This window comes from Reichenbachiella sp. 5M10 (genome assembly GCF_002742335.1).
Classification (GTDB): Bacteria; Bacteroidota; Bacteroidia; order Cytophagales; family Cyclobacteriaceae; genus Reichenbachiella.
Window position 1 is genome coordinate 4285850 of sequence record NZ_MDGR01000007.1, and the last position, 19017, is coordinate 4304866.

At 45.3% G+C, this 19017-nt stretch carries 14 protein-coding genes; 5 read left to right on the top strand and 9 right to left on the bottom strand.

Going from position 1 to position 19017, the window contains the following annotated elements; genetic code table 11:
• Positions 1–10: 10 nt before the first annotated feature.
• The 3 genes from BFP72_RS17480 to BFP72_RS17490 form a co-directional block, all read right to left on the bottom strand.
• A complete protein-coding gene (locus tag BFP72_RS17480; protein WP_099600837.1) occupies positions 11–1072 on the bottom strand; it encodes a VOC family protein in 1062 nt (353 codons plus the stop codon).
• Between the two features lie 79 nt (positions 1073–1151).
• Complete coding sequence (locus BFP72_RS17485; RefSeq protein ID WP_099600369.1) at positions 1152–1529, bottom strand: RidA family protein; 378 nt, start codon at positions 1527–1529, stop codon at positions 1152–1154.
• An 8-nt stretch (positions 1530–1537) separates the two neighbouring features.
• Positions 1538–3325, bottom strand: coding sequence for a glycoside hydrolase family 15 protein (locus tag BFP72_RS17490; RefSeq protein ID WP_099600370.1), 1788 nt, complete (start codon positions 3323–3325; stop codon positions 1538–1540).
• A 180-nt stretch (positions 3326–3505) separates the two neighbouring features.
• On the opposite strand from BFP72_RS17490, the gene tpiA reads away from it, so the two are divergent.
• From tpiA to BFP72_RS17510, 4 genes are all read left to right on the top strand, one after another.
• Positions 3506–4261: a triose-phosphate isomerase gene (gene tpiA, locus BFP72_RS17495; protein ID WP_099600371.1), complete on the top strand. Its 756-nt coding sequence runs from the start codon at positions 3506–3508 to the stop codon at positions 4259–4261.
• 104 nt (positions 4262–4365) lie between these two features.
• On the top strand, positions 4366–4665 hold the full coding sequence (locus BFP72_RS17500; RefSeq protein WP_143520118.1) for a DUF6150 family protein: 300 nt from the start codon (positions 4366–4368) through the stop codon (positions 4663–4665).
• Entirely contained in the window at positions 4653–5495 is an 843-nt protein-coding gene (prmA, locus tag BFP72_RS17505; RefSeq protein ID WP_255397248.1) for a 50S ribosomal protein L11 methyltransferase, read from the top strand. The genes BFP72_RS17500 and prmA overlap by 13 nt, the downstream gene beginning before the upstream one ends.
• Before the next feature lie 63 nt (positions 5496–5558).
• A complete protein-coding gene (locus BFP72_RS17510) occupies positions 5559–10574 on the top strand; it encodes a hypothetical protein (RefSeq protein WP_143520119.1) in 5016 nt (1671 codons plus the stop codon).
• A 73-nt stretch (positions 10575–10647) separates the two neighbouring features.
• On the opposite strand, the gene BFP72_RS17515 is transcribed toward BFP72_RS17510, so the two are convergent.
• The 3 genes from BFP72_RS17515 to BFP72_RS17525 form a co-directional block, all read right to left on the bottom strand.
• Complete coding sequence (locus BFP72_RS17515) at positions 10648–11202, bottom strand: EF-hand domain-containing protein (protein ID WP_099600374.1); 555 nt, start codon at positions 11200–11202, stop codon at positions 10648–10650.
• A gap of 7 nt (positions 11203–11209) precedes the next feature.
• The gene (locus BFP72_RS17520; RefSeq protein ID WP_099600375.1) at positions 11210–11806 is read right to left on the bottom strand and encodes a peroxiredoxin-like family protein; all 597 of its coding nucleotides are present in this window, start codon (positions 11804–11806) and stop codon (positions 11210–11212) included.
• A 79-nt stretch (positions 11807–11885) separates the two neighbouring features.
• Entirely contained in the window at positions 11886–13025 is a 1140-nt protein-coding gene (locus BFP72_RS17525; protein WP_099600376.1) for a hypothetical protein, read from the bottom strand.
• Between the two features lie 93 nt (positions 13026–13118).
• Here BFP72_RS17525 and BFP72_RS17530 point away from each other — a divergent pair, with 93 nt between their 5' ends.
• A complete protein-coding gene (locus BFP72_RS17530) occupies positions 13119–13694 on the top strand; it encodes a DNA-3-methyladenine glycosylase I (RefSeq protein ID WP_099600377.1) in 576 nt (191 codons plus the stop codon).
• Between the two features lie 287 nt (positions 13695–13981).
• On the opposite strand, the gene BFP72_RS17535 is transcribed toward BFP72_RS17530, so the two are convergent.
• Genes BFP72_RS17535 through BFP72_RS17545 form a run of 3 tightly spaced genes read right to left on the bottom strand, consistent with a single transcriptional unit; the run spans position 13982 to position 18890 of the window.
• Positions 13982–15193, bottom strand: a complete 1212-nt coding sequence (locus BFP72_RS17535) for a PepSY domain-containing protein (protein ID WP_255397249.1) — start codon at positions 15191–15193, stop codon at positions 13982–13984.
• A gap of 46 nt (positions 15194–15239) precedes the next feature.
• Entirely contained in the window at positions 15240–16472 is a 1233-nt protein-coding gene (locus BFP72_RS17540) for a DUF4374 domain-containing protein (protein WP_255397250.1), read from the bottom strand.
• Positions 16473–16505: 33 nt separating this feature from the next.
• Positions 16506–18890, bottom strand: a complete 2385-nt coding sequence (locus BFP72_RS17545) for a TonB-dependent receptor (protein WP_255397251.1) — start codon at positions 18888–18890, stop codon at positions 16506–16508.
• Positions 18891–19017: the final 127 nt, after the last annotated feature.

Consider the following 19017-nt stretch of genomic DNA (forward strand, 5'->3'; position numbering starts at 1 on the left):
GATCAGCGGATCAAAATTTGACCCGCTTGATTTTCATGGCTTTGAGAATCCAATTGGGGAGCGGTTTGTTCGGGTCTCGATGTTTGAGGTTGATGTTGAAATTCAACTTCTTGATCAAGGGAACTTTGTGTGTCTCTACAAATTCGATGAGTGTACCGTCTTGGTCTTCGATGTATCCCCAATGCCCGTTGGCATCACCCATATCAAAGGATTCGTTGCTGAGAACTTGAAAAGGGAAGCCTGCCTCTTTGCATTCTTCGACCAGTTTCTTCATGTTTTTGATGTCAAAACACAAATGAATGAACCCGATGTCTCCCCAGAATCTGTTTTCAAACAGTTTTTTTGGTTTGGAGTCTAGACGCTGTATCAATTCGATTTCGCTCTTGCCAAGCAAGGGGCTGAATCCACCTGTTCGGTCGTTTTTGTGTGTGAGCAAGATACGTCTGAATTTTTCGGTGCCTTTGGATAGGCTAGCGACATCTTCGAAAGTACCTGTCTCATCGTAAATCACTTGGTCGTAACCCAGTAAATTCGAAAATAGTTTGAGCGAAGCTTCGATATCGGATACACCGAGAGTGGCACCACAGATCCCACCCATATCATGTTTCTGGACGTTGTACCAATTATCAGACTCTTTGATTTCGAGTATGTTGTCCCAAGGGTCTTGGATATAGAAGCTCTTCTTCCCGTCTGGGCCTGTCACGATCTCTGATCGAAATTCTACGCCGAGATTTTTGAGGCGGGTGTAGCTTTTTTGGATATCGATGGATTTGATTTTGGCGATATTGATCCCCAAATCCCCTAAATCCAAAGGCGATTCCATTTTGAGCGGAGTGCGACCGGTATGTTGCCATATTTCATAGCCACTACCCCCTTGGAGGTTCATGGCGAGAATGGCACGTTTTGGGCGCGCTTGACCCCCCATGTATTTGGCCATATAGGTGGCCTCATTGTCATCGTCAAAAATACATGCGTCTGCGCCTAGACGAGTGCCGTACCATTCAAAACCTCTCACGGCATCATCTACCCCTACTCCTATCTGCTGTATACCGTATATCAATTTGTCTTTCATTTCATATCTTTTTTCGACGTGACTATCCATTTTTGAGACGCTTAAAAATAAGAAAACGTCTTAGCCTTTCCAATTTAAATTACAGGGAGGCCGTTACTTCTATTTCGATTTTCATGTGAGGGTCTGCCAAGCCCGCTACGATCATGGTTGCAGCGGGTTTGATCTTGCCAAAATATGTTTTGAGAATCGGCCAACAAGGCTCAAAATCGTCACGTACGGGAAGAATATACTTGACCCGTACGATCCGTTCCAAACTACTGCCAGCTTGCTCCAGCGCATGGGTGATATTGATCAGGCATTGTCGAGCTTGCTCAGTGACGTCTTCTGAGATGCTCATGTCTTCGTAGTGGTACCCAGTGGTACCAGAGACATGGACATAGTGGTCATCGACTACTGCACGCGAGTAGCCGATTTTGTCCTCGAAGGCTGATCCACTTGAAACCCTCTTCTTGATCATTTTGGCTCTTAGTAATTGAAATCGTGAATGTCTAATTTCTTCGCGATTCTGTCCGCGGCGTTGAGTAGTCCGACATGGCTATAGGCTTGTGGGAAGTTGCCCCACATGCTGCCGTCTTGCTCGGTGACATCCTCGCTGAGTAGCCCGACATGGTTGCCATAGCCGACGAGGTTGTCAAAGTACTCTACCGCTTCGTCGATTCTACCTACGCAAGCCAAAGCTTCTACATACCAGAAAGCACATATCATAAACGTCGTTTCGGGCTCACCAAAATCATCTTGGTGTTTGTATCGGAAAAAGAGTCCATTGCTGGCTTTCAGGTCTTTTTCCATGGCAATCAAGTGCTGTTTTGCTCTGTCTTGGTCATGGTCTAGATAGCCCATGTTGATGAGTTGGAGACAGCTTGCATCCATGCGGTCTGTTCCGATGGCTTGACTGTACCCTTTTTTGACGGGGCTGTAGCATTCTTCGATCTTGGCCTTGGCGATTGCGCCGAGTTTGGTGGCCAACTTGTCCATTTTTTCATCTTTGATGACTGCTGCGATTTTTCTTGCAGCTAGACAACCCGCCCAATGAAACAAGTAGGTATAGCAATGGTACTGTTTGAGATTTCTAAACTCCCAAAGACCTGCATCTGCTTGCTCCATGGTCTTTTCGATGAGGCCGAGGGTTTTGTAGATCAGATCGCCACTGTCAAAGGTCTCCGTGAATATAATCCTCTGATCATAGTACAAAGGCAACAACGATACGAGGACTTGCCCGTAGACATCATTTTGGATGTGTTCATAAGCTTGGTTTCCGACACGTACAGGCTGATTTTCGCCCATGTATCCTTTGAGGTCTGTTTCGATTTCGATGAGGCTTTTTTCACCACCGATCCCCACGAGCGGTTGATACCTTTCGGTCTCTGAGCTAGTGATGTTCATGATGTAGTGAAAGTATTTTTCGAGTTCTTCGAAATGGCCAATATTATTGAACGCGTTGAGGGTGTAGTAGGTGTCTCGCATCCAGCAGAATCGATAGTCCCAGTTGCGTGTGGATTTGGGAGCCTCTGGCAAACTGGTAGTGAGTGCTGCTACGATGGCGCCAGTATCTTCGTACTGGTGGATTTTTAGGATCAGCGCCGATCGAATAGCTGCTTTTTGTTGAAAGTGATTGATACTCGCTGTTTTGACCCATTTTCTCCAGTATCTTGTTGTACGGTCTTGAAAATTCTCACATGTTTCTTTGAGCTCAGCCTCCATCGGTTGTCCGTAGGTGAGGACGCAGTATTTGGTTTCGTTGAGCACGAACTCTTGATCGTTCATGACGTAGTTCATCGAGATGTTGGTCGTCAGTCTCACTTGCGAGCCGAGACCGATGTACCGGATGTGGTTGCTTCCGATGGTACGTTCAGGGACGGTGTTGCCATAGTCACCTACAGGATTGCAGTTGACTTTGATTTTGGGATGACCCGAGACAGGTTCGATTTTGCGGATGAGCATTAGCGGTTTATAATGGCGCTCGTATTGCTCGAAGCGTGGCGCAAAGTCTGTCACCTTGTATTTGCCGCTGGCACATTCGATTTCAGTACAGAGTAGGTTGGTGTTTTCGATGTAGTATTGTTTGGATTCAAATTTGCCTTCTGCGGGCAGTACAGAAAACTCTCCACCCTTTTGGTCATCGATCATTTTGCCGAAGATGAATGAGCTGTCAAATCTTGGCCAACACATCCATGAGATGTTGGTGTCTGTTTTGATGTGTGCACTAAATGCACAATTGCCTATTACTCCGAAATCGTAGGTATGCCTTTTCATATAACTTTTGGTTTATAGAAAGTGAGAAAAACTCTTTCAAATCATGAGACTAAACAGACGGTAGGGGGAGATTTAGGCCATTCAATCCAATCGCTAAAATGATGAAAAATCACCAATTAATGCCATAATTTTTACAACTTTGTGCAATCAATATTTGGATTCTTTAAAATACACATAACAATGAGACAAAAAATCGTTGCAGGCAACTGGAAAATGAATAACGACCTGGAAGCAGGCAAAAAACTAGCTTTGGAGGTATTGGAAAAGTCTACGGGCTCTGAAAAAGCAAAAATCGTTTTGGGTACACCTTTCATTCATTTGACCTCAGTGTCAGCGGATGTAGCAGGCAAAAACGGTATCGAAATCGCCGCACAAAACTGCAGCGATAAAGCATCTGGTGCGTATACTGGTGAGATCTCTGCTTCGATGGTGAAGTCTACAGGAGCCAATTATGTGATCTTGGGTCATAGCGAAAGAAGGGAGTACTTCAACGAATCTGCGGCTCTATTGGCAAGCAAAGTAGATATCGCTTTGGAAAATGATTTGATTCCGATTTTTTGTTGTGGTGAGCCGCTCGAGATTAGAGAAGCAGGGACGATGTATGACTATGTCAAGCAGCAATTGACAGAAAGTCTTTTCCACCTTTCTGCAGAAGACTTTGCTAAAATATCTGTTGCTTATGAGCCTATATGGGCGATTGGTACAGGCAAAACGGCTAGCTCTGAGCAAGCACAAGAAATGCATGCAGAATTGAGAGCGCACCTGGCGACTCAGTTTGGCCAAGCAGCAGCAGACGCATGTCCCATCTTATATGGTGGCAGTTGTAAACCAAGCAACGCGCAAGAGTTATTTGCTCAGGCAGATGTCGATGGTGGATTGATCGGCGGTGCTTCGTTGAATGCCGATGACTTTCTTGCGATAGTCAACGCATTCTAAAAGCAGGAAATTTATAGTGCCCTCTACAGTGCAACTGTAGAGGGTGTTTTTTTAACGGACTGACTCCAGAGATGCTTTCTATTATTTTGTCTTGTATATTTTTTTTGGGTTCAGACCCAAAGAGTGACCTGCCAGATCCTTGTGAGATTTATGGAAAGGTGTATTTCTCTCCTGATCCGCGTCAGGCGGATTTCAGTGTGTATGTCGAAGAGACAGAGTCATTTGCGGACGTCATAGTATTCGAAGAAGCCAATGCATTGTACGCAGATCGTGCGGGACACTGGTCTACGGTACCTAACCGAGGGATGGCAGACGTCTACATTTATCTCGAGCGCAACCGAAGCTTAGCTGATTTTAGCATTTATTACACAGATTACGAATCCTTCGCCGGATGCAACAGATGACATTTATCCAATTGACTATTGCCTGTACCCCTGAGTTTTCAGATATTTTCGTCGCGGAGCTCGCGGAAATTGGCTTTGATACATTCGAAGAAAAAGAAGATGGTGTCGAAGCATACATTGCCAGTGAGCTGTTTCAAGAAGAGGCGGTGCGTGAGATTGTGCAGCGCTATAAAGCCCCCTCTGATGCCAAGTATTCTTATCGAGAGATTGAAAAGGAGAATTGGAATGAAGAGTGGGAAAAAAACTATCACCCGATCGAGGTAGCGGGAAGATGTCGTGTGCGCGCGACTTTTCACGAGCCCAAACCAGAGTTTGACTATGAGATAGTGATTTTTCCAAAGATGTCATTCGGTACAGGTCATCATGCCACCACCTACAACATGCTTTCTCTCGAAATGGAGAACGATTTTGAAGGCAAGTCTGTGATTGATATAGGTGCGGGCACGGGAGTATTGGCCATCATGGCGCACAAACTAGGTGCGACACATGTAGAGGCGACGGATGTCGATGACTGGTGCATCGAAAATAGTATCGACAACTTTGAACTCAATGAGATGTATGATGTACCAGTACATCAAGGTGTGATTGACGAAGTGAAACTGACCCGGAAATGCTATGATGTGGTCTTGGCCAATATCAACAAAAATGTATTATTGGTCGAAATTCCGAGTTATGCTAGTTTGTTAGAGTCGGGTGGGGTGTTGTACTTGAGTGGATTTTATGAGGCAGACATTTCTGATATCGAAGAAAAGGCGGCACAATACGATCTTCATTTGGACAAATCAGTCATTCGAGACAATTGGGCTGCCTTGAAATTGACCAAATCATGATATTCCTTTAGATTATCGCTGGACGTTTACTTATCTTTAGCCGTTCATACAGAATCACTTTTAATGTTCAAAAACAGGTGTTTACTTCTTGTTCTGCTATGTACCCTCGGCTCTCATCTAGCTACAGCCCAATACTTTGGCTTTGCGACTCAGCCGGATAGCTTTGCTATAGACGTGGTACGCAATCTCAGTGCGCTTCATACCGAGACGCATGACAAGGTCGCCTATGATTTTCAAAACATCTGGCGTACCCAGATTGACGATTCTCAGAAAGCCTCAATCATCGAGATCTGTACCAAGATGAATGACCGAAGGCTCTCAACCAAGCCATATTATACTTTGTTTTTTAGCCTGATCACTTATGCTCATACGCAAGAGGGGCTCAAGGGAGATCAGTTTTCGGGCGTACTTGACATTTGTCATCACGCAGTAGATCACTACGACAAAACTCAGATCATCACGGTTTTTAGAAACCTGGCTTTCTTTTTTGCCCAAGGGACGATCTACCAGTCTAGGTACAATAAAGTGATGAGTACAGGGGGCAGCTATACCATCGAGTTGATGAAGGATACGACACTGGTGCAGACAGCAATCCCTACCGAAGAGGCCTTAGAAGAAGTCGTGGAGGAAGAGTATATTTCTGAGGAAGAGATAGCAGAAGATTATGGTTCGACAGACGACAGCTGGGCTTCGGATGATTGGGGTAGCGCTGACGACTGGGACAGTGACGATGGCTGGGGAGACGATGATGGTTGGGGTAGCACCGACGACAGTTGGGGAGCGGATGATACTTCTTGGGACAGCCCCGCGGACAATGGCTTCATTGATGATCAACCCAAAAAAGAGGTGTATGAGCGCAAGTTATATGCTTTCGAAAAGACGGATTTGGTAGCTTTGGCTCAGGCCAATGACTTTGATCCAATCATAGGAGGACCTGTGATCAAGGTCAAAGGAATGGAGTTTCGTATGGCGACACCCTATGACACATTGACCATCCAAAATGTGTCGGGCAGTTTTCTCCTCAAGGAGGAGCAATTTGTTGGGACCAGTGGCACAATAGATTGGCCAGATGACCTGAGAGGTACGGATGGTGCTGTGGTAGAGCTCAAAGGCTATTCGTTTAATACGACGACTCCTCTGCTGCGAACGACACGTGCCGAACTCCAGTATCCAGATATGTTTGATGGCACGATACCAGGAGTTTTCTACTTCAAAAGTGGGAAGCGTCATTCCAAATCAGAGAAGAAGCATCCAGCTTTCACCTCGCTGCATTCAGATATCAATCTTAAACTTCCCGGCAAAGGGGTCAAGTATGTCGGTGGGTTTGCGCTCGTGGGTGCACGAAAATATGGACGCTCCATTGCCAAAGAATTGTCGACTTTGGAGGTTCAGGGTGTCGAGGGTCGAAGTTTTGTCAGTAAATCCTATGAGTATGTATTGGAGGATTCGTTGGTCACGGCAGAACGGTCGTCTATGGTGATACACCATGGGTCTGACTCGATCTACCATCCAGCAGTTGGGGCTTCGTATGATGCGAGCGGGCCCGAACTGAAACTGTTCGTGGACAAAGGGGACTACAAGCATACCTATTACTATTCATCTTTTTTTAAAATGGAGTTTCAAGCGGATATGGTAGAGTGGAACCTCGACTCCAGTGATCTAGACGTGTCTATTCTTAATGCACCCAATCGTGTCCCTGCCTTGTTTGAATCCGAGGAGTATTTCAATCCGATTCGTTATACGAAGATGACAGGCTTGTTTGGCTTTCACCCGATCATGCTGGTAGTGCAGTATGCGCGCAAAATCCAAGATTCAAAGTACAATGTCCTCGAATTGGTGGATGCCTATGATTTGGACCCAAACCTCGTCATTGCTGCAGCAGTCTATTTGGAGCAAAACCAGTACATCACCTACGACAAAGAGTCTGGTCAGATTCAGGTATTGCGCAAAGCTTTTCACTATCAATTGGCGTACAATAAGCGAAAGGATTATGACAACTTTCTGATCAGTTCGGTCAATCCATCGGGAGGTCCGAATGCTACGCTTCATTTTGACGAGGGAGAGATGGATGTGCGCGGTGTGCGCAAAGTCTACATCACCCCAGATACAGAGGTCTACATCGAACCAGACAGTAGCATATTGACTTTGACAAAAGACAAGGGAATGAAATTCAACGGAATGGTCAATGCGGGGGATTTTCGCTATCATGGCAAGGAGACAGTTCTCAATTACAACGAGTACCTGGTTGAGATGCCTGATATTGACTCGATCAAAATCCAAGTTGATTTTCATGACAAAAGTGAAGCAGAGAAGACACGGTTGAGTAATCATCTTGAGCTGACTTCTGGGACACTGTACATCAATCATCCAAAAAACAAAGCAGGTCTCAGGGAGTTTACACAGTATCCTTATTTTGTTTCTGACTCGGAGGCAATAGTTTACTTTGACAAAAAAGACATCTTGCATGGAGCGTATGACCGTTCGGTGTATTTTATCGTGCCCCCGTTTGAGATGGATAGTAGCAATCGTGGTGATGCATCTGCGATTGGTTTTGAGGGTAAATTTAATTCGGGTGGTATTATTCCTGAGATTACTGAGACGTTAAAGATAATGCCAGACCAGTCTTTGGGGTTTGTACACCAGATCCCTGCGGAGGGTTATGCATTGTATCGTGGCGAAGGGATGCTTTATGGAACCTTGACACTCAATGCCGACGGTATTAGAGCTTCAGGTCGTATCGATTTTCGTACGGCGACTGTGTATTCAGATGATTTTGTGTTTTACATGGATTCGGTCTCTGCTGTAGGACAAGAAGGGCTCATACGCGAGGGACAAATAGATGAGGCCTCTTATCCTGAAGCAAAGCTTGCGGATTTTAAGATGCTATGGAGGCCACTTAAGGATAGCATGTATATCGAGAATACAGGGGCTCCTTTTCAGTTTTACAATGAGACAGCTTCTTTGGATGGCAAGGCCAACATCACCCTCAAAGGGGTTTATGGTTCGGGTGAAATGCTGACTCGTGGATCACGGTCTATTTCGGAGGAGTTTCAATTCCAGCAGTATGAGTATCTGGGTCGTCATTCAGCGTTTGAGATTTTGACAGACAACCCAGAGAAGCCAGCCATGGCTGGCAAGGATTTGGATGTTCACTTTGACCTAGTGGAGAATATCGCCAAGGTTCACCCCGAGCGGCAAGGTATTGCAGCGATTAGTTTTCCATATGCTCAGATGAAAACATCGATTCCAGATGCGGTATGGTACCTTGATTCGGCCAAGGTGGTGATGTCTAAGCCGGATTACATCGATATCGAGCATTCGTATTTTTATACGACACGAAAGGAGCTCGATTCTTTGGCATTTAGTGCGACGGAGGCAATCTACAACATGAACACCTATGATTTGAATATCAAAGGTATCCCGTTTATCAAGGTAGCAGATGCGGAGGTGATTCCAGACAACCACGAGACGACGATTTTGGAAAACTCGGTCCTTCAGCCTTTCAACAATGCCAAACTGAAAATAGATACGCTCAATGGTTATCACAATCTTTTTGATGGGAATATAACCGTTATCTCCAGAAGGAAGTTTGAAGGGAGTGCAACTTATGAATTGGTGAATACTGCCAAAGACACTTTTGCGATCAAATTTGAGAAGTTTGAATTGACAGGGGTCAAAAATGCTTCAGGAAAGATAGATTCGATGACTGTCTCGGGTGGGGTCATTCGCGAAGAAGAAAATATTCGAGTTTCTCCGGGGTTCTTTTATAAAGGAGACGTGACCATGTATGCCAACCAAAAATCTCTGGAGAAAGAGGGGTATGTCAGCCTCGATATGAAAAGCCAAGGACGTTATGACTATTGGATTAGTTACCGTACTCCAGGAGATACCGCTGATGTAGAGCTTGATATTGCTCAATCCACTACAGAGGAGGGAGAACCAGTGACAGCAGGGCTTCTATACGATGAGAGTAACGGGGAGTTGTACATGGGGTTTGTGCGAGAGAGGCATCAGTTGGAGGATAGTTATTTTTTCAAAGCGAATGGAATATTGTCGTATGACCAGAGAAAGAAGGAATTCAAAATTGAAGAACCGAATCGACGTACTTTGAGTGGCTACTCGGGCAAATCCTTTGTTTACAATGATGAAACAGGAGAGTTGTTTTTCGATGGTCGAATCAATTTGGTCAAAAACAAGAAGGAATTTAAAGTGATGACTTCTATAGTGGGGCGTGCCAAACCGGACTCTAATGTGTACAGCATGGATGCATTGATCGGGTTGGACATGGATATAGACAAAGACGTGATCCATGCGATGACACAAGATGTACTGGATATGGTGGAGAGGATAGGGTCACATGCGGCTCATCACAATGGCGTTGACTTGATGGTGAAACTGTCCAACATCATAGGTGATGAAGATACTCGCGAATATGAAAACAGTACCTTGGGAGACTATGCGCCACTGTACTCTGCCTCTGAAGAATTGGTCCAAACGATGCTCATTTCCAATGTGGATTTGAAATGGTCTCATGACTATAAGGCCTGGTATAATACGTCGAAAATAGGTATTTCAAACATCAAGAATATCGATGTGAATGCTGCCGCGGATGGTTTTTTGGAGATATCCAAAGATGAAGATGGGGAAGAAGTATTGAGGCTATTTTTTCAATTGGCACCGTCGACTTGGTACTTCTTTAGTTACGAAGGAGGGCGTTTGCTGATGTTCTCGTCCAACGAAGATTTTAACAACCTCGTGGCTGAAAACTCAAATGTTTCCAAGGTCGGTTTTGGGTCCTATACTACGGTGGTAGGAGATGAATTTGAAGTGACGGATTACGTCAATGGGTTTCGTAGAAAGTACTACAATATCGATGAGGATTACAACTTGGAGTTGCCAGATGACGCACATGTGGAGCTACAGAGCGAGCAAGAGTATGATACTATCATAGAGGAAGAAGAAACGCCTGTCTATGACGAGGAGGAAGCCGCGGATACTTTTGATGAGGTCATAGAGGAGGAAGAATCTCCTGCTGAATCGACTCCTGTCAATGAAGAGGAAGAGGATGATGGATTTTAGGGCTACCGAATCAGTAGCCCTGTATTTGTTGTTGGATTAGGGCCCTTTGAAGCCCCATGTATAGAGGGTGTGTTTAGTCGTCAGTTTCCCAACCACCAAAAAGCCAGTTTCCTAGTGCCTTTGGATCACTGCTACGCATGAACTGATCTACGGATTTGATGACTTCATCATAGGAGAGTTTTCCATCGTTGTTGTCATCCAAGCTTCGGAATGCCTTGGGAGCAAAACGTACTTCGATTCTCAAGCCGATAAACAAATCAATGTATTCATTCTGAGAGATGACTCTGTCCTCGTTGAGATCAAATAGCTTGAAGATGTTTGTCGTGAAACTCACGACGTATTTTTTGTAAGTTTCGAGATTGTCAGGGTCGAGGAGTGCTGTCATGTATTCGAGCCATTGATCCAATGTCGCATGGTCGCCTTCGACATAGGGGCTGAGGTTGGACCAAATGGCATCCGTCATGGAGATGACTGTCGCGTATTCAGGCGTGTCAAAATCAAAATCCCTCACGATACATAGGTTTTCACCGATGGCTTCAAAATCATCTTTTTCTACTGTACCACTTCGATCAAAATCAATGATGTTGAAGAAGTGCGTCAGCTTTTCTACTTGTAATGGGCTTAACATAATTGCTTCATTTTAGATTTTTCAAAATCTGTTTTACTGTTGCTCTTTTTGAATAATCGGGATCATAAAAGGCGAAAAGTATTTTTCCGGAGGAATCGATGATATAGGTAGCAGGTACAGGTAGGTAGGGTTCGTCCATCCCGTTGATTTGGGCGACATTAAGGCCATAGCCTTTGTATTTTTCGATGAGTGCATCTTCCATTTTATAGGAGACACCATAGGTGTTCATGATGGAGAGATCTTGGTCATAGATGATTTTGAACGAAGCGTCTGTTTTTTGGATGGTTTTTTCGATGTTGTCAGGCTTTTCGGGCGTGACAGCTATGACGCTCCCTCCTTTTTGCGTGATGAAACTTAGAGAATCTTCCAACTGAGACAGCTGCTTGTTGCAGTGAGGGCACCAATATCCCCGATAAAACATCAACACCACAGGGCCCTTGTCGAGTTGCTCGGAGAGGTCAAAAGGCTTGCCGAATTGGTCCGTGCCGACAAATGTAGGAGCGGTATCTCCTTTGTCGTATAGTGGGGTAGGGTTTTGAGCATATGCGATGATCGACGAGACCGTCATCATCACGGCGAAAATAAATGTGGTCAATGCTTTCATGAGTTATCCTTTGGGGAGATACTAAGATACGTTCATTCTCATAATAATTATGGAAAATGACATAAAATAGGATGGGTGGTCACTTGACCCGCAAGACATCCTTCATGTGGTAGATAAAATTTTGTAGAGCTTGTTCCCAAGTCAAATCGGCGTCCCATTTGAGACCTACATAAGTGTCCTTGGTGAATACGTGCTGGACATAGAACTTGGTCACTACAGCATCTACGGGCAGTGCTACGACTTTGGCACCAATGTCCGAGGCACGGAGTGTGACATAGTCTGTCTCTTTGGTGGGGTCATATTCCAGACACTCACGGATGGTTTTGCCGGTACCGTCTATTCGCATCAGTGCAAATTGATGCCCTTCGTTGTAGATGGCTTGGGCAGTGATTTCGTCAGTGAGTTGGTACTTGAGGGGACTGTAGGTTGCGAGGATTTCTTCTAGTTTTTGGTTTTTCTGATCAATGCGCTTGTTGTAGTCGGCGACTCGTTTTTTGTATGCCTCGTCTACTGTGGAGGGGTCGTCGATGAGGTATTTTTGAAAGCGAGGTACTACGAGAGTTTCCACTTTCAAATCCATAGCATAAGTGGGTATTCGGCGGCCTCTGATTAGGTCTACACTGGAGAAAAATTCGGGGTGCTCTGGGATGAGGTAATTGGAAAAGTCCATTTCTGCACGAATCACATCTTTGTTCATTTTGATGAGGATCTGCATGAGGTCTGTTCCCTCTACTTTCCAGGCGTTTTGGTCTGGGTCTACGAAGCTGGGCTCGTCATTGAAGGGGGTCACGGTGATTTTGTAATGCTCAATGGCACTGGTGTCTCCTTTCATTTTGCTTTGCTCGAGGAGGATGACATATTTGATTTCACGTTCGGCCAATTGTTTGGCAAATGTGGCATTCACGTCGACATTGCTGAAAACATCATCGACGTAGTAGTAGGCAACCGCATCGATATTCATTTGACGAAAGTATTTGTGGACAAAACGGGACAATTCTTGCCAATTGGATCGAACGTGTGGGTTTTTGTCTGACATGGGTGTGGATACTAGCACGACCGTTTTGGTAGAGAGGAGGTATTTGGGGAGCTTGTCGTGGTAGGTAAAGTGCGTGAATGGCAGGGCATCGCTACCTACCAGTTGGGCTCCTGCTTGCCAAGTGGAGCTGAGCATACAGATACTCACGATGACTTTTGCTATTGTTTTGTTCGTCTTTGACATAAAATATGATCCAAAGAGAGGTAAATTCTCGTGAAATCGAAAAATAGATCAGCGGAAATTTAGGACATTACATCCGGAAAAAAGGAAACAGCGATGTGTAAAAATAGATGCCAATGGGCAAGAAATTCTTTTGAGGCCTACGAAAGATACCATGACGAAGAATGGGGAGTACCTGTGTATGATGATAAGGTGCATTTTGAGTTTTTGATTTTGGAGGGTGCTCAGGCAGGGTTGAGCTGGAGTACGATCATCAAAAAGCGCGAGGGCTACCGTCAAGCTTTTGCAGACTTTGACGTGCAGAAGGTGGCTACCTATACGGATGAAAAAATGGAGGAGCTTCGCAGTTTTGAGGGGATCGTCCGAAACAAACTCAAGATCAAATCAGTGGTCACCAATGCCCGTTTGTTCATAGAGATTCAAAAGGAATTTGGAAGCTTCAGCCAATACATTTGGTCATTTGTCAAGGGGGAAGTGATCGTGGGCAACTGGAAGCAGATGTCTGAGGTGCCTGCTACGACTCCAGAGTCTGACGCACTGAGCAAGGATCTCAAAAAGCGAGGGTTCAAGTTCGTCGGTAGTACGATCATGTATGCGCACATGCAAGCGACTGGTTTGGTCAACGACCATACGGTGGATTGCTACCGCTATCATGAACTTTTGAAAGGATGAAATTGACAATTGCGCAATCTTGATTACCTTCGCAGAGGTAATTAAAAAGAAAAAGCTATGTTTAATCCAGCAGTTACAGACGGAGTAAATTTATTTGTGAATATCGTAGTATGCTTGGCGGCTTTTGGTGCGGCTGTATCATTGATAGATTTCAGAAACTCAAACAAGAAAGAAGAGAAGCACTAATTGTCCTCTTCGTTAAAGAAATTGAAACCTCAGATTACAGTCTGAGGTTTTTTTGTTTGCAATGGATTATACGAGTTGCTCCTCTAGGTTTTCGCGAATTTCTAACTTGCCTTTCTTGCTTTTTTCTTTTTGTTGAGCCAAACGATCAATCCCGTGATCGGTAAGCTTCCACAGATCAAACTGATGAAGAAGGCAATGGTTTTGCCTGTCAATCCGAGAGCACTGCCCATATGGAGGTCTAGGTTGAGCATATCGAGCTGATCCGCAAAATTGGCCTCATCGAACCGGTCTCCTTGTACCCGAAAGCGCTCCAGTGTATACTGGTCGTAGTAGTATATGTTCCTGTTGAACCACGATCCTTCGTCTTGGTAGGCGATGATCTCAATGGCGTCATCTGGATCTTCCATAAGAGGAGTCATGTACATGCCCGCCATTTGATTTTTTTCTTCTGCCATGACCTTGTACCACGCCAAGTCTAGTACCGAGACACTGTCTGTGGCAGTATCTATCTGTGTAGTGTCCGAGTGGGGGTGGTGATGCCCTGGCTTGCTGTCGCCAGCTGAGGTCACATAGTAGAGGCCATCTTCGAACCACTCAAAACTCCAAACTAGTCCTGTGACTGCAATCACAAAAGCCAACAATAGACTGTAGAAGCCTAGTACGTTGTGTAGGTCATAGTTGACCCGTTTGAACGTGCCTTTCCATTTGATTTTGAAGCTTTTGTTGAGGTTGGATTTTTTTAGGTTTTTGGGCCACCACATGATGAGACCAGAGACCAGCAAGAAGAGAAAGATCAAAGTGCAAACTCCAACGATAGGCCGGCCTATATCATAGGGTAGCCATAGGGCACGGTGACCGTCGAGGATGAAGCGAAAGAAATTGAAGTGGTCCTTGCCGAGGAATTTCTGCTTTTTGATGAATTCGCCTGTGTAGGGATTGACGAATACCGCGGTAAATGAGCGCTTGCCATCAGTAAAACTGCTAAAACCGACTGCTGCTGCTCCATCTCTATTGGCATAGGTGAGCCCTGTAGGTTTGCTGTCAGGCATCTGTGCCATGGCGGTTTCGAGAACTACACTTGGCGGGATATATTCTTTGTCTTGTACTTCTACATATTTCCAAGGTTCTGAACCGAGCGCTCGTTCTATTTCGTCGTGGTAAACGTAGATGCAGCCCGTGATGCTGACAATGAATACAACCAAACCTGAAACTAGTCCTAGCCAGAGGTGTAACCAATCATTTAGCTGGCGGAGTATGCTTTTTTTGTTTTTCATCGGACGATTGTCATCAATGGGTAATGTAATTAGGGTCATAAAGTAAGCCAATAGTCGAGAGACTATTGGCTTACTAAGTTTGTTATCAATCGAACCTGAAGAATCCAGCGACGAAGTTGGCTTCAACCAATGCGCCTTTTTCGGCAGTCAAGTTTTTTGTATCGATTTTGTATACATAGATCCCGGTGTCTTCTGGAATACACTGATAGACAAAGTCTCCGTTGTGTAGTACAGCGAGTCTACGACCATCTCCAGAGTGCTCAGGCACATCGCTGATGAAGGCTACGGATGGCGTTTCTAGATTGACAACTGCTGTCTCCAAAGGACTGTCTGACCAGCGGCCTTGTTGTGCTCTTTCATCACGATTGATTTGAGCAAAAGCACGGCCATCACCCAGGTATTTGAGGTGAGAAATGGTTTTTCCATCTGTCAAAGCTGCCACGTCGAAGAAGTAGTCTGCATCAAATTCCGTCTCTCCTTTGTTGATTTTCAAGATGCCAGCGGGCTTGGTAGATTGGCTGTATCCGTTGGCAGGGTTAGAGTGAGACACACCGTATATATTCCCATCTTCGTCAGCGAACAGCCCTGCTTTGATATTGAAGCCACCCAATGGACCTACGCGATCATCTTCGATTACTTTGATGAATTCCAATTCTGGATAACTATATACTGCTACTTGAGCTTTGTCCGTATACGGGGTGTTGTAGGTGTCTCGGTCACTGATGTAGTAGCTGAGGAACACGTGGTCTCCGCTCACAGCGAGACCAGAGTAGGCTGCTACATACTCTGTAGTCAAGTTGGAGGCAGGGCTAGAGAATGTTTCTTTGACAGAAATCGTGTTGTTGTCAATGGTGTAGAAAACCACTTGATCCGATTCGCTACTGAGTGATACAGCGAGCAAGTTGTCGTCATCGGCTCTCACGAGATCCGAGAGACTGTTTGCAAAGGTGGCAGAACCTACTTCGCTTAGTGATTCATCTTCGTTTTGGATGATGCTGTGTACATCTGTAGCACCTAATCCACCGATACTATAGAGCGTGCGATCGATTTGAGTATAGTCGTAGTATCCTGGTTGCTCGATCGCTTCAGTGTTTTGAGCACTCAAAGTACCGGTCATCACGTCCAAAAAAGGAACGGTGTAATAGGTAAAACCACCTTCACTACCTTGAATAGCAAGAGTTACAGCAAAGTCACCTTTTGCTGGAGAGACATCGTCTCCTTCGTCACATGAGCTCAGTATGCTCGCAGATACCAATGTTGCAATAGCCAAAGACAGTAGTCTGGCACGATTGATCAGATTCATATAATTACGTTTCATTTTTAAAAATTAATACATCGTCTTGTCCTCAGTTTAGAGGACGAATCTCAATTTGAGATAAAAAGCTCTTCCAGGTTTTTGTAGGTAGTACCGATCGTACAATCGGGCGTTGGCGAGGTTGCGACATTCTAGAGTCAGGTTGTATTTGCCCTCTTTGAGACCGTAGGATATCTCGGCATTGTGTGCGGTTTGGGTTGGGATGACTTTCTTGTTGTCCTTGGACCCGAGCTCCGCCCAGTCTAGGAAGTACTGCTCTACATAGCTGAAGTTGTAGTTGATACTCAAAGAACTGCCTGACGGCATCCAATCACTGAAGGTCAGTCCAGCATGGGCATTGCCAAAGAGGTAGGGGGTATTGGGCAGACGAAAGCCCTTTTGGTAGTTTTTTTGCCAACCCGTGTTGGTGTAGGATTCGTTGTAGACAGAGTCGGCTTGATCCGTGATGTTTTGGAAGGTGATGCTTGCGCCGAGGTTTAGGATGTTTTTCCATTGGTATTTGACTCCTCCTTCGATCCCAATATTGCGTGCTTCGCTGAGGTTGGCATAGTTGGTTTCTGGATTGCCTCCTTTTACTACTTGGTAGATGAGGTCTTTGGATTTTCGATAGATCAAACTACTTTCTAAGTGAAACCTGTTGACTTCTCGGAGTTTGAAATCATAACCCAATCCAAAATTGAAATTGTCGCTTTGCTCAGGACCTAAGTCCGGGTTGGGCTGCACAAATAGCCCGTCTCCGAAGATTTCGTTGGCCCATGGCATACGGTAGGTGTGTTCATAGGAGGCTTTGGCTTCTAGGTTGGGAAGTAGGTAGTACGAGGATGCGATCCCGTATCCGAAGTTCTTTTTGTGACTTTCTACTGCTTCGGTTCGCTGTGTGGAGAGTCCAAAGTCGAGCTGTTTGGAGCTTTCGACTCCTAAGAAGAAGTACTTGCCGAATACCGTGGCACTCCATTTTTTCGTTGGGTCGATTTTGTAAGCTAGCCCTACGATCTGTTTGGTTTGGGTATTGGGAAACTGATTGGCAATGCGGTTGGGATTTTCCTTGTCAAAGGTCTCACGTGTAAAATGTGTCAACGAATAGTTGAGAGCCAAGGATTGCTTTGCTCCTATCTCATAGCCAAGGTTGAGCTGGCTCGATAGCTCTTGGTCGTCGAGCGTGCTTTGGGTCAGCGACGACTCTCCGAGTTTTCCTGGATTAGGGATTGCCTCGCCCAGCCAATTGTAATTGTAGCCTCTGAGTGTGTCGATGACTTCACTGTGCGTGCGATTGTAGGCACTGTATAGACTCAGGTCTAATCCCTTGAGGAATAGGTCTTGTTTGGCATATTTCAAAGTGGCAATAGCCGACCGACTGTTTCGCATGATCTTGCCATAGACCGTTTCCATAGTAGTTCCTGTCTGTACTTGCTGGTCATTGCCAGAGAGGATCGCCCCGATCAGGAGCTGATCTGCGTAAGGCTTGTTGACAAAACCAGCTTCCATTCTGAGTGTCCCCGATCGGTAGCGATCATGAAAGCGCTCTACATTGGTGGTATCTACGATGGCGTTGTTTTCGACGATTTGAGCCCAGACTTTGTAGTTGTTGTCCGAGTAGTTGCCGATCACATTGGTACGGACTGTAAATCCCGTGTTTTTGTTGGTATAGGCACCATTGAGAGATAGCCGGTGGGTATTGAATGAGCCTACGGTGTAGGACATGTCCATGTAGTTGCTCTTGCTGGTGGTGATGATGTTGACTGCTCCACCGAGCGCATCGGTACCGAGCCATACGGGGACGACTCCCTTGTACACTTCGATGCGTTCGATCATGTTGACGGGGATGTTGTTGAGACTTAGTGAAGAACCGAAGTTGTCCATTGGGATGCCGTCCATGAAGAATTTGACCTGATCACCCGAAAAGCCATTGAGAGAAAAGTTGAGCGTAGAGCCAAGTCCTCCGTCTTGCATCACGCGTACCCCCCCTACTCGGTTGAGCATGGTCTGTGCGTCAGAAGTTGTATTGAGTAGGTCTTTGGCCGAAATGGCAGTGACTGAGTAGGCCTGTTCGTTGATTTCTCGTGCCATGGATTTTCCTTCGATTTCGATGGCACTCATTTCTACTGTGTTTTCTTTGAGAGTAAAGTTGACTTCTGTCTTTTGCGAGGGTTTGAGTGTTAGAGTTTTTGTTTGCTTGTCGAACCCTAAAAATTGGGCCGTCAGCGTATGCGTACCAGCGGGAATATTGGTGATCTCGAAGCGACCATCCTCATCAGATATTGTCCCGGTGGTACCGTGATCGATGATGATCGTGACACCTAGCAGAGCCTCTCCTCCGGCTGATTTCACTTTGCCAAACACTATAGTCCCTTGTCCACGAACGACTTCTCCCCCACACAGTATCAACCACAAGCAACCCGCTACTATCCCTAACTTTCTCAAAACAGAATGACTTATACTTATTTAGACTTGTTTTAAATAATGGCAAATATGAGGGTATGAATTGAGAAAGAAAAGGCTTATATAGATTAAGACTAAATAATTTCATGTTTCGACATGTAAAATGGAG

Bases quoted from the DNA above. Each gene is read 5' to 3' on its own strand.
- BFP72_RS17480 (WP_099600837.1), bottom strand. From the start codon at position 1,072: ATGAAAGACAAATTGATATACGGTATACAGCAGATAGGAGTAGGGGTA.
- BFP72_RS17485 (WP_099600369.1), bottom strand. From the start codon at position 1,529: ATGATCAAGAAGAGGGTTTCAAGTGGATCAGCCTTCGAGGACAAAATC.
- BFP72_RS17490 (WP_099600370.1), bottom strand. From the start codon at position 3,325: ATGAAAAGGCATACCTACGATTTCGGAGTAATAGGCAATTGTGCATTT.
- tpiA (WP_099600371.1), top strand. From the start codon at position 3,506: ATGAGACAAAAAATCGTTGCAGGCAACTGGAAAATGAATAACGACCTG.
- prmA (WP_255397248.1), top strand. From the start codon at position 4,653: ATGCAACAGATGACATTTATCCAATTGACTATTGCCTGTACCCCTGAG.
- BFP72_RS17510 (WP_143520119.1), top strand. From the start codon at position 5,559: ATGTTCAAAAACAGGTGTTTACTTCTTGTTCTGCTATGTACCCTCGGC.
- BFP72_RS17515 (WP_099600374.1), bottom strand. From the start codon at position 11,202: ATGTTAAGCCCATTACAAGTAGAAAAGCTGACGCACTTCTTCAACATC.
- BFP72_RS17520 (WP_099600375.1), bottom strand. From the start codon at position 11,806: ATGAAAGCATTGACCACATTTATTTTCGCCGTGATGATGACGGTCTCG.
- BFP72_RS17525 (WP_099600376.1), bottom strand. From the start codon at position 13,025: ATGTCAAAGACGAACAAAACAATAGCAAAAGTCATCGTGAGTATCTGT.
- BFP72_RS17530 (WP_099600377.1), top strand. From the start codon at position 13,119: ATGTGTAAAAATAGATGCCAATGGGCAAGAAATTCTTTTGAGGCCTAC.
- BFP72_RS17535 (WP_255397249.1), bottom strand. From the start codon at position 15,193: ATGACCCTAATTACATTACCCATTGATGACAATCGTCCGATGAAAAAC.
- BFP72_RS17540 (WP_255397250.1), bottom strand. From the start codon at position 16,472: ATGAAACGTAATTATATGAATCTGATCAATCGTGCCAGACTACTGTCT.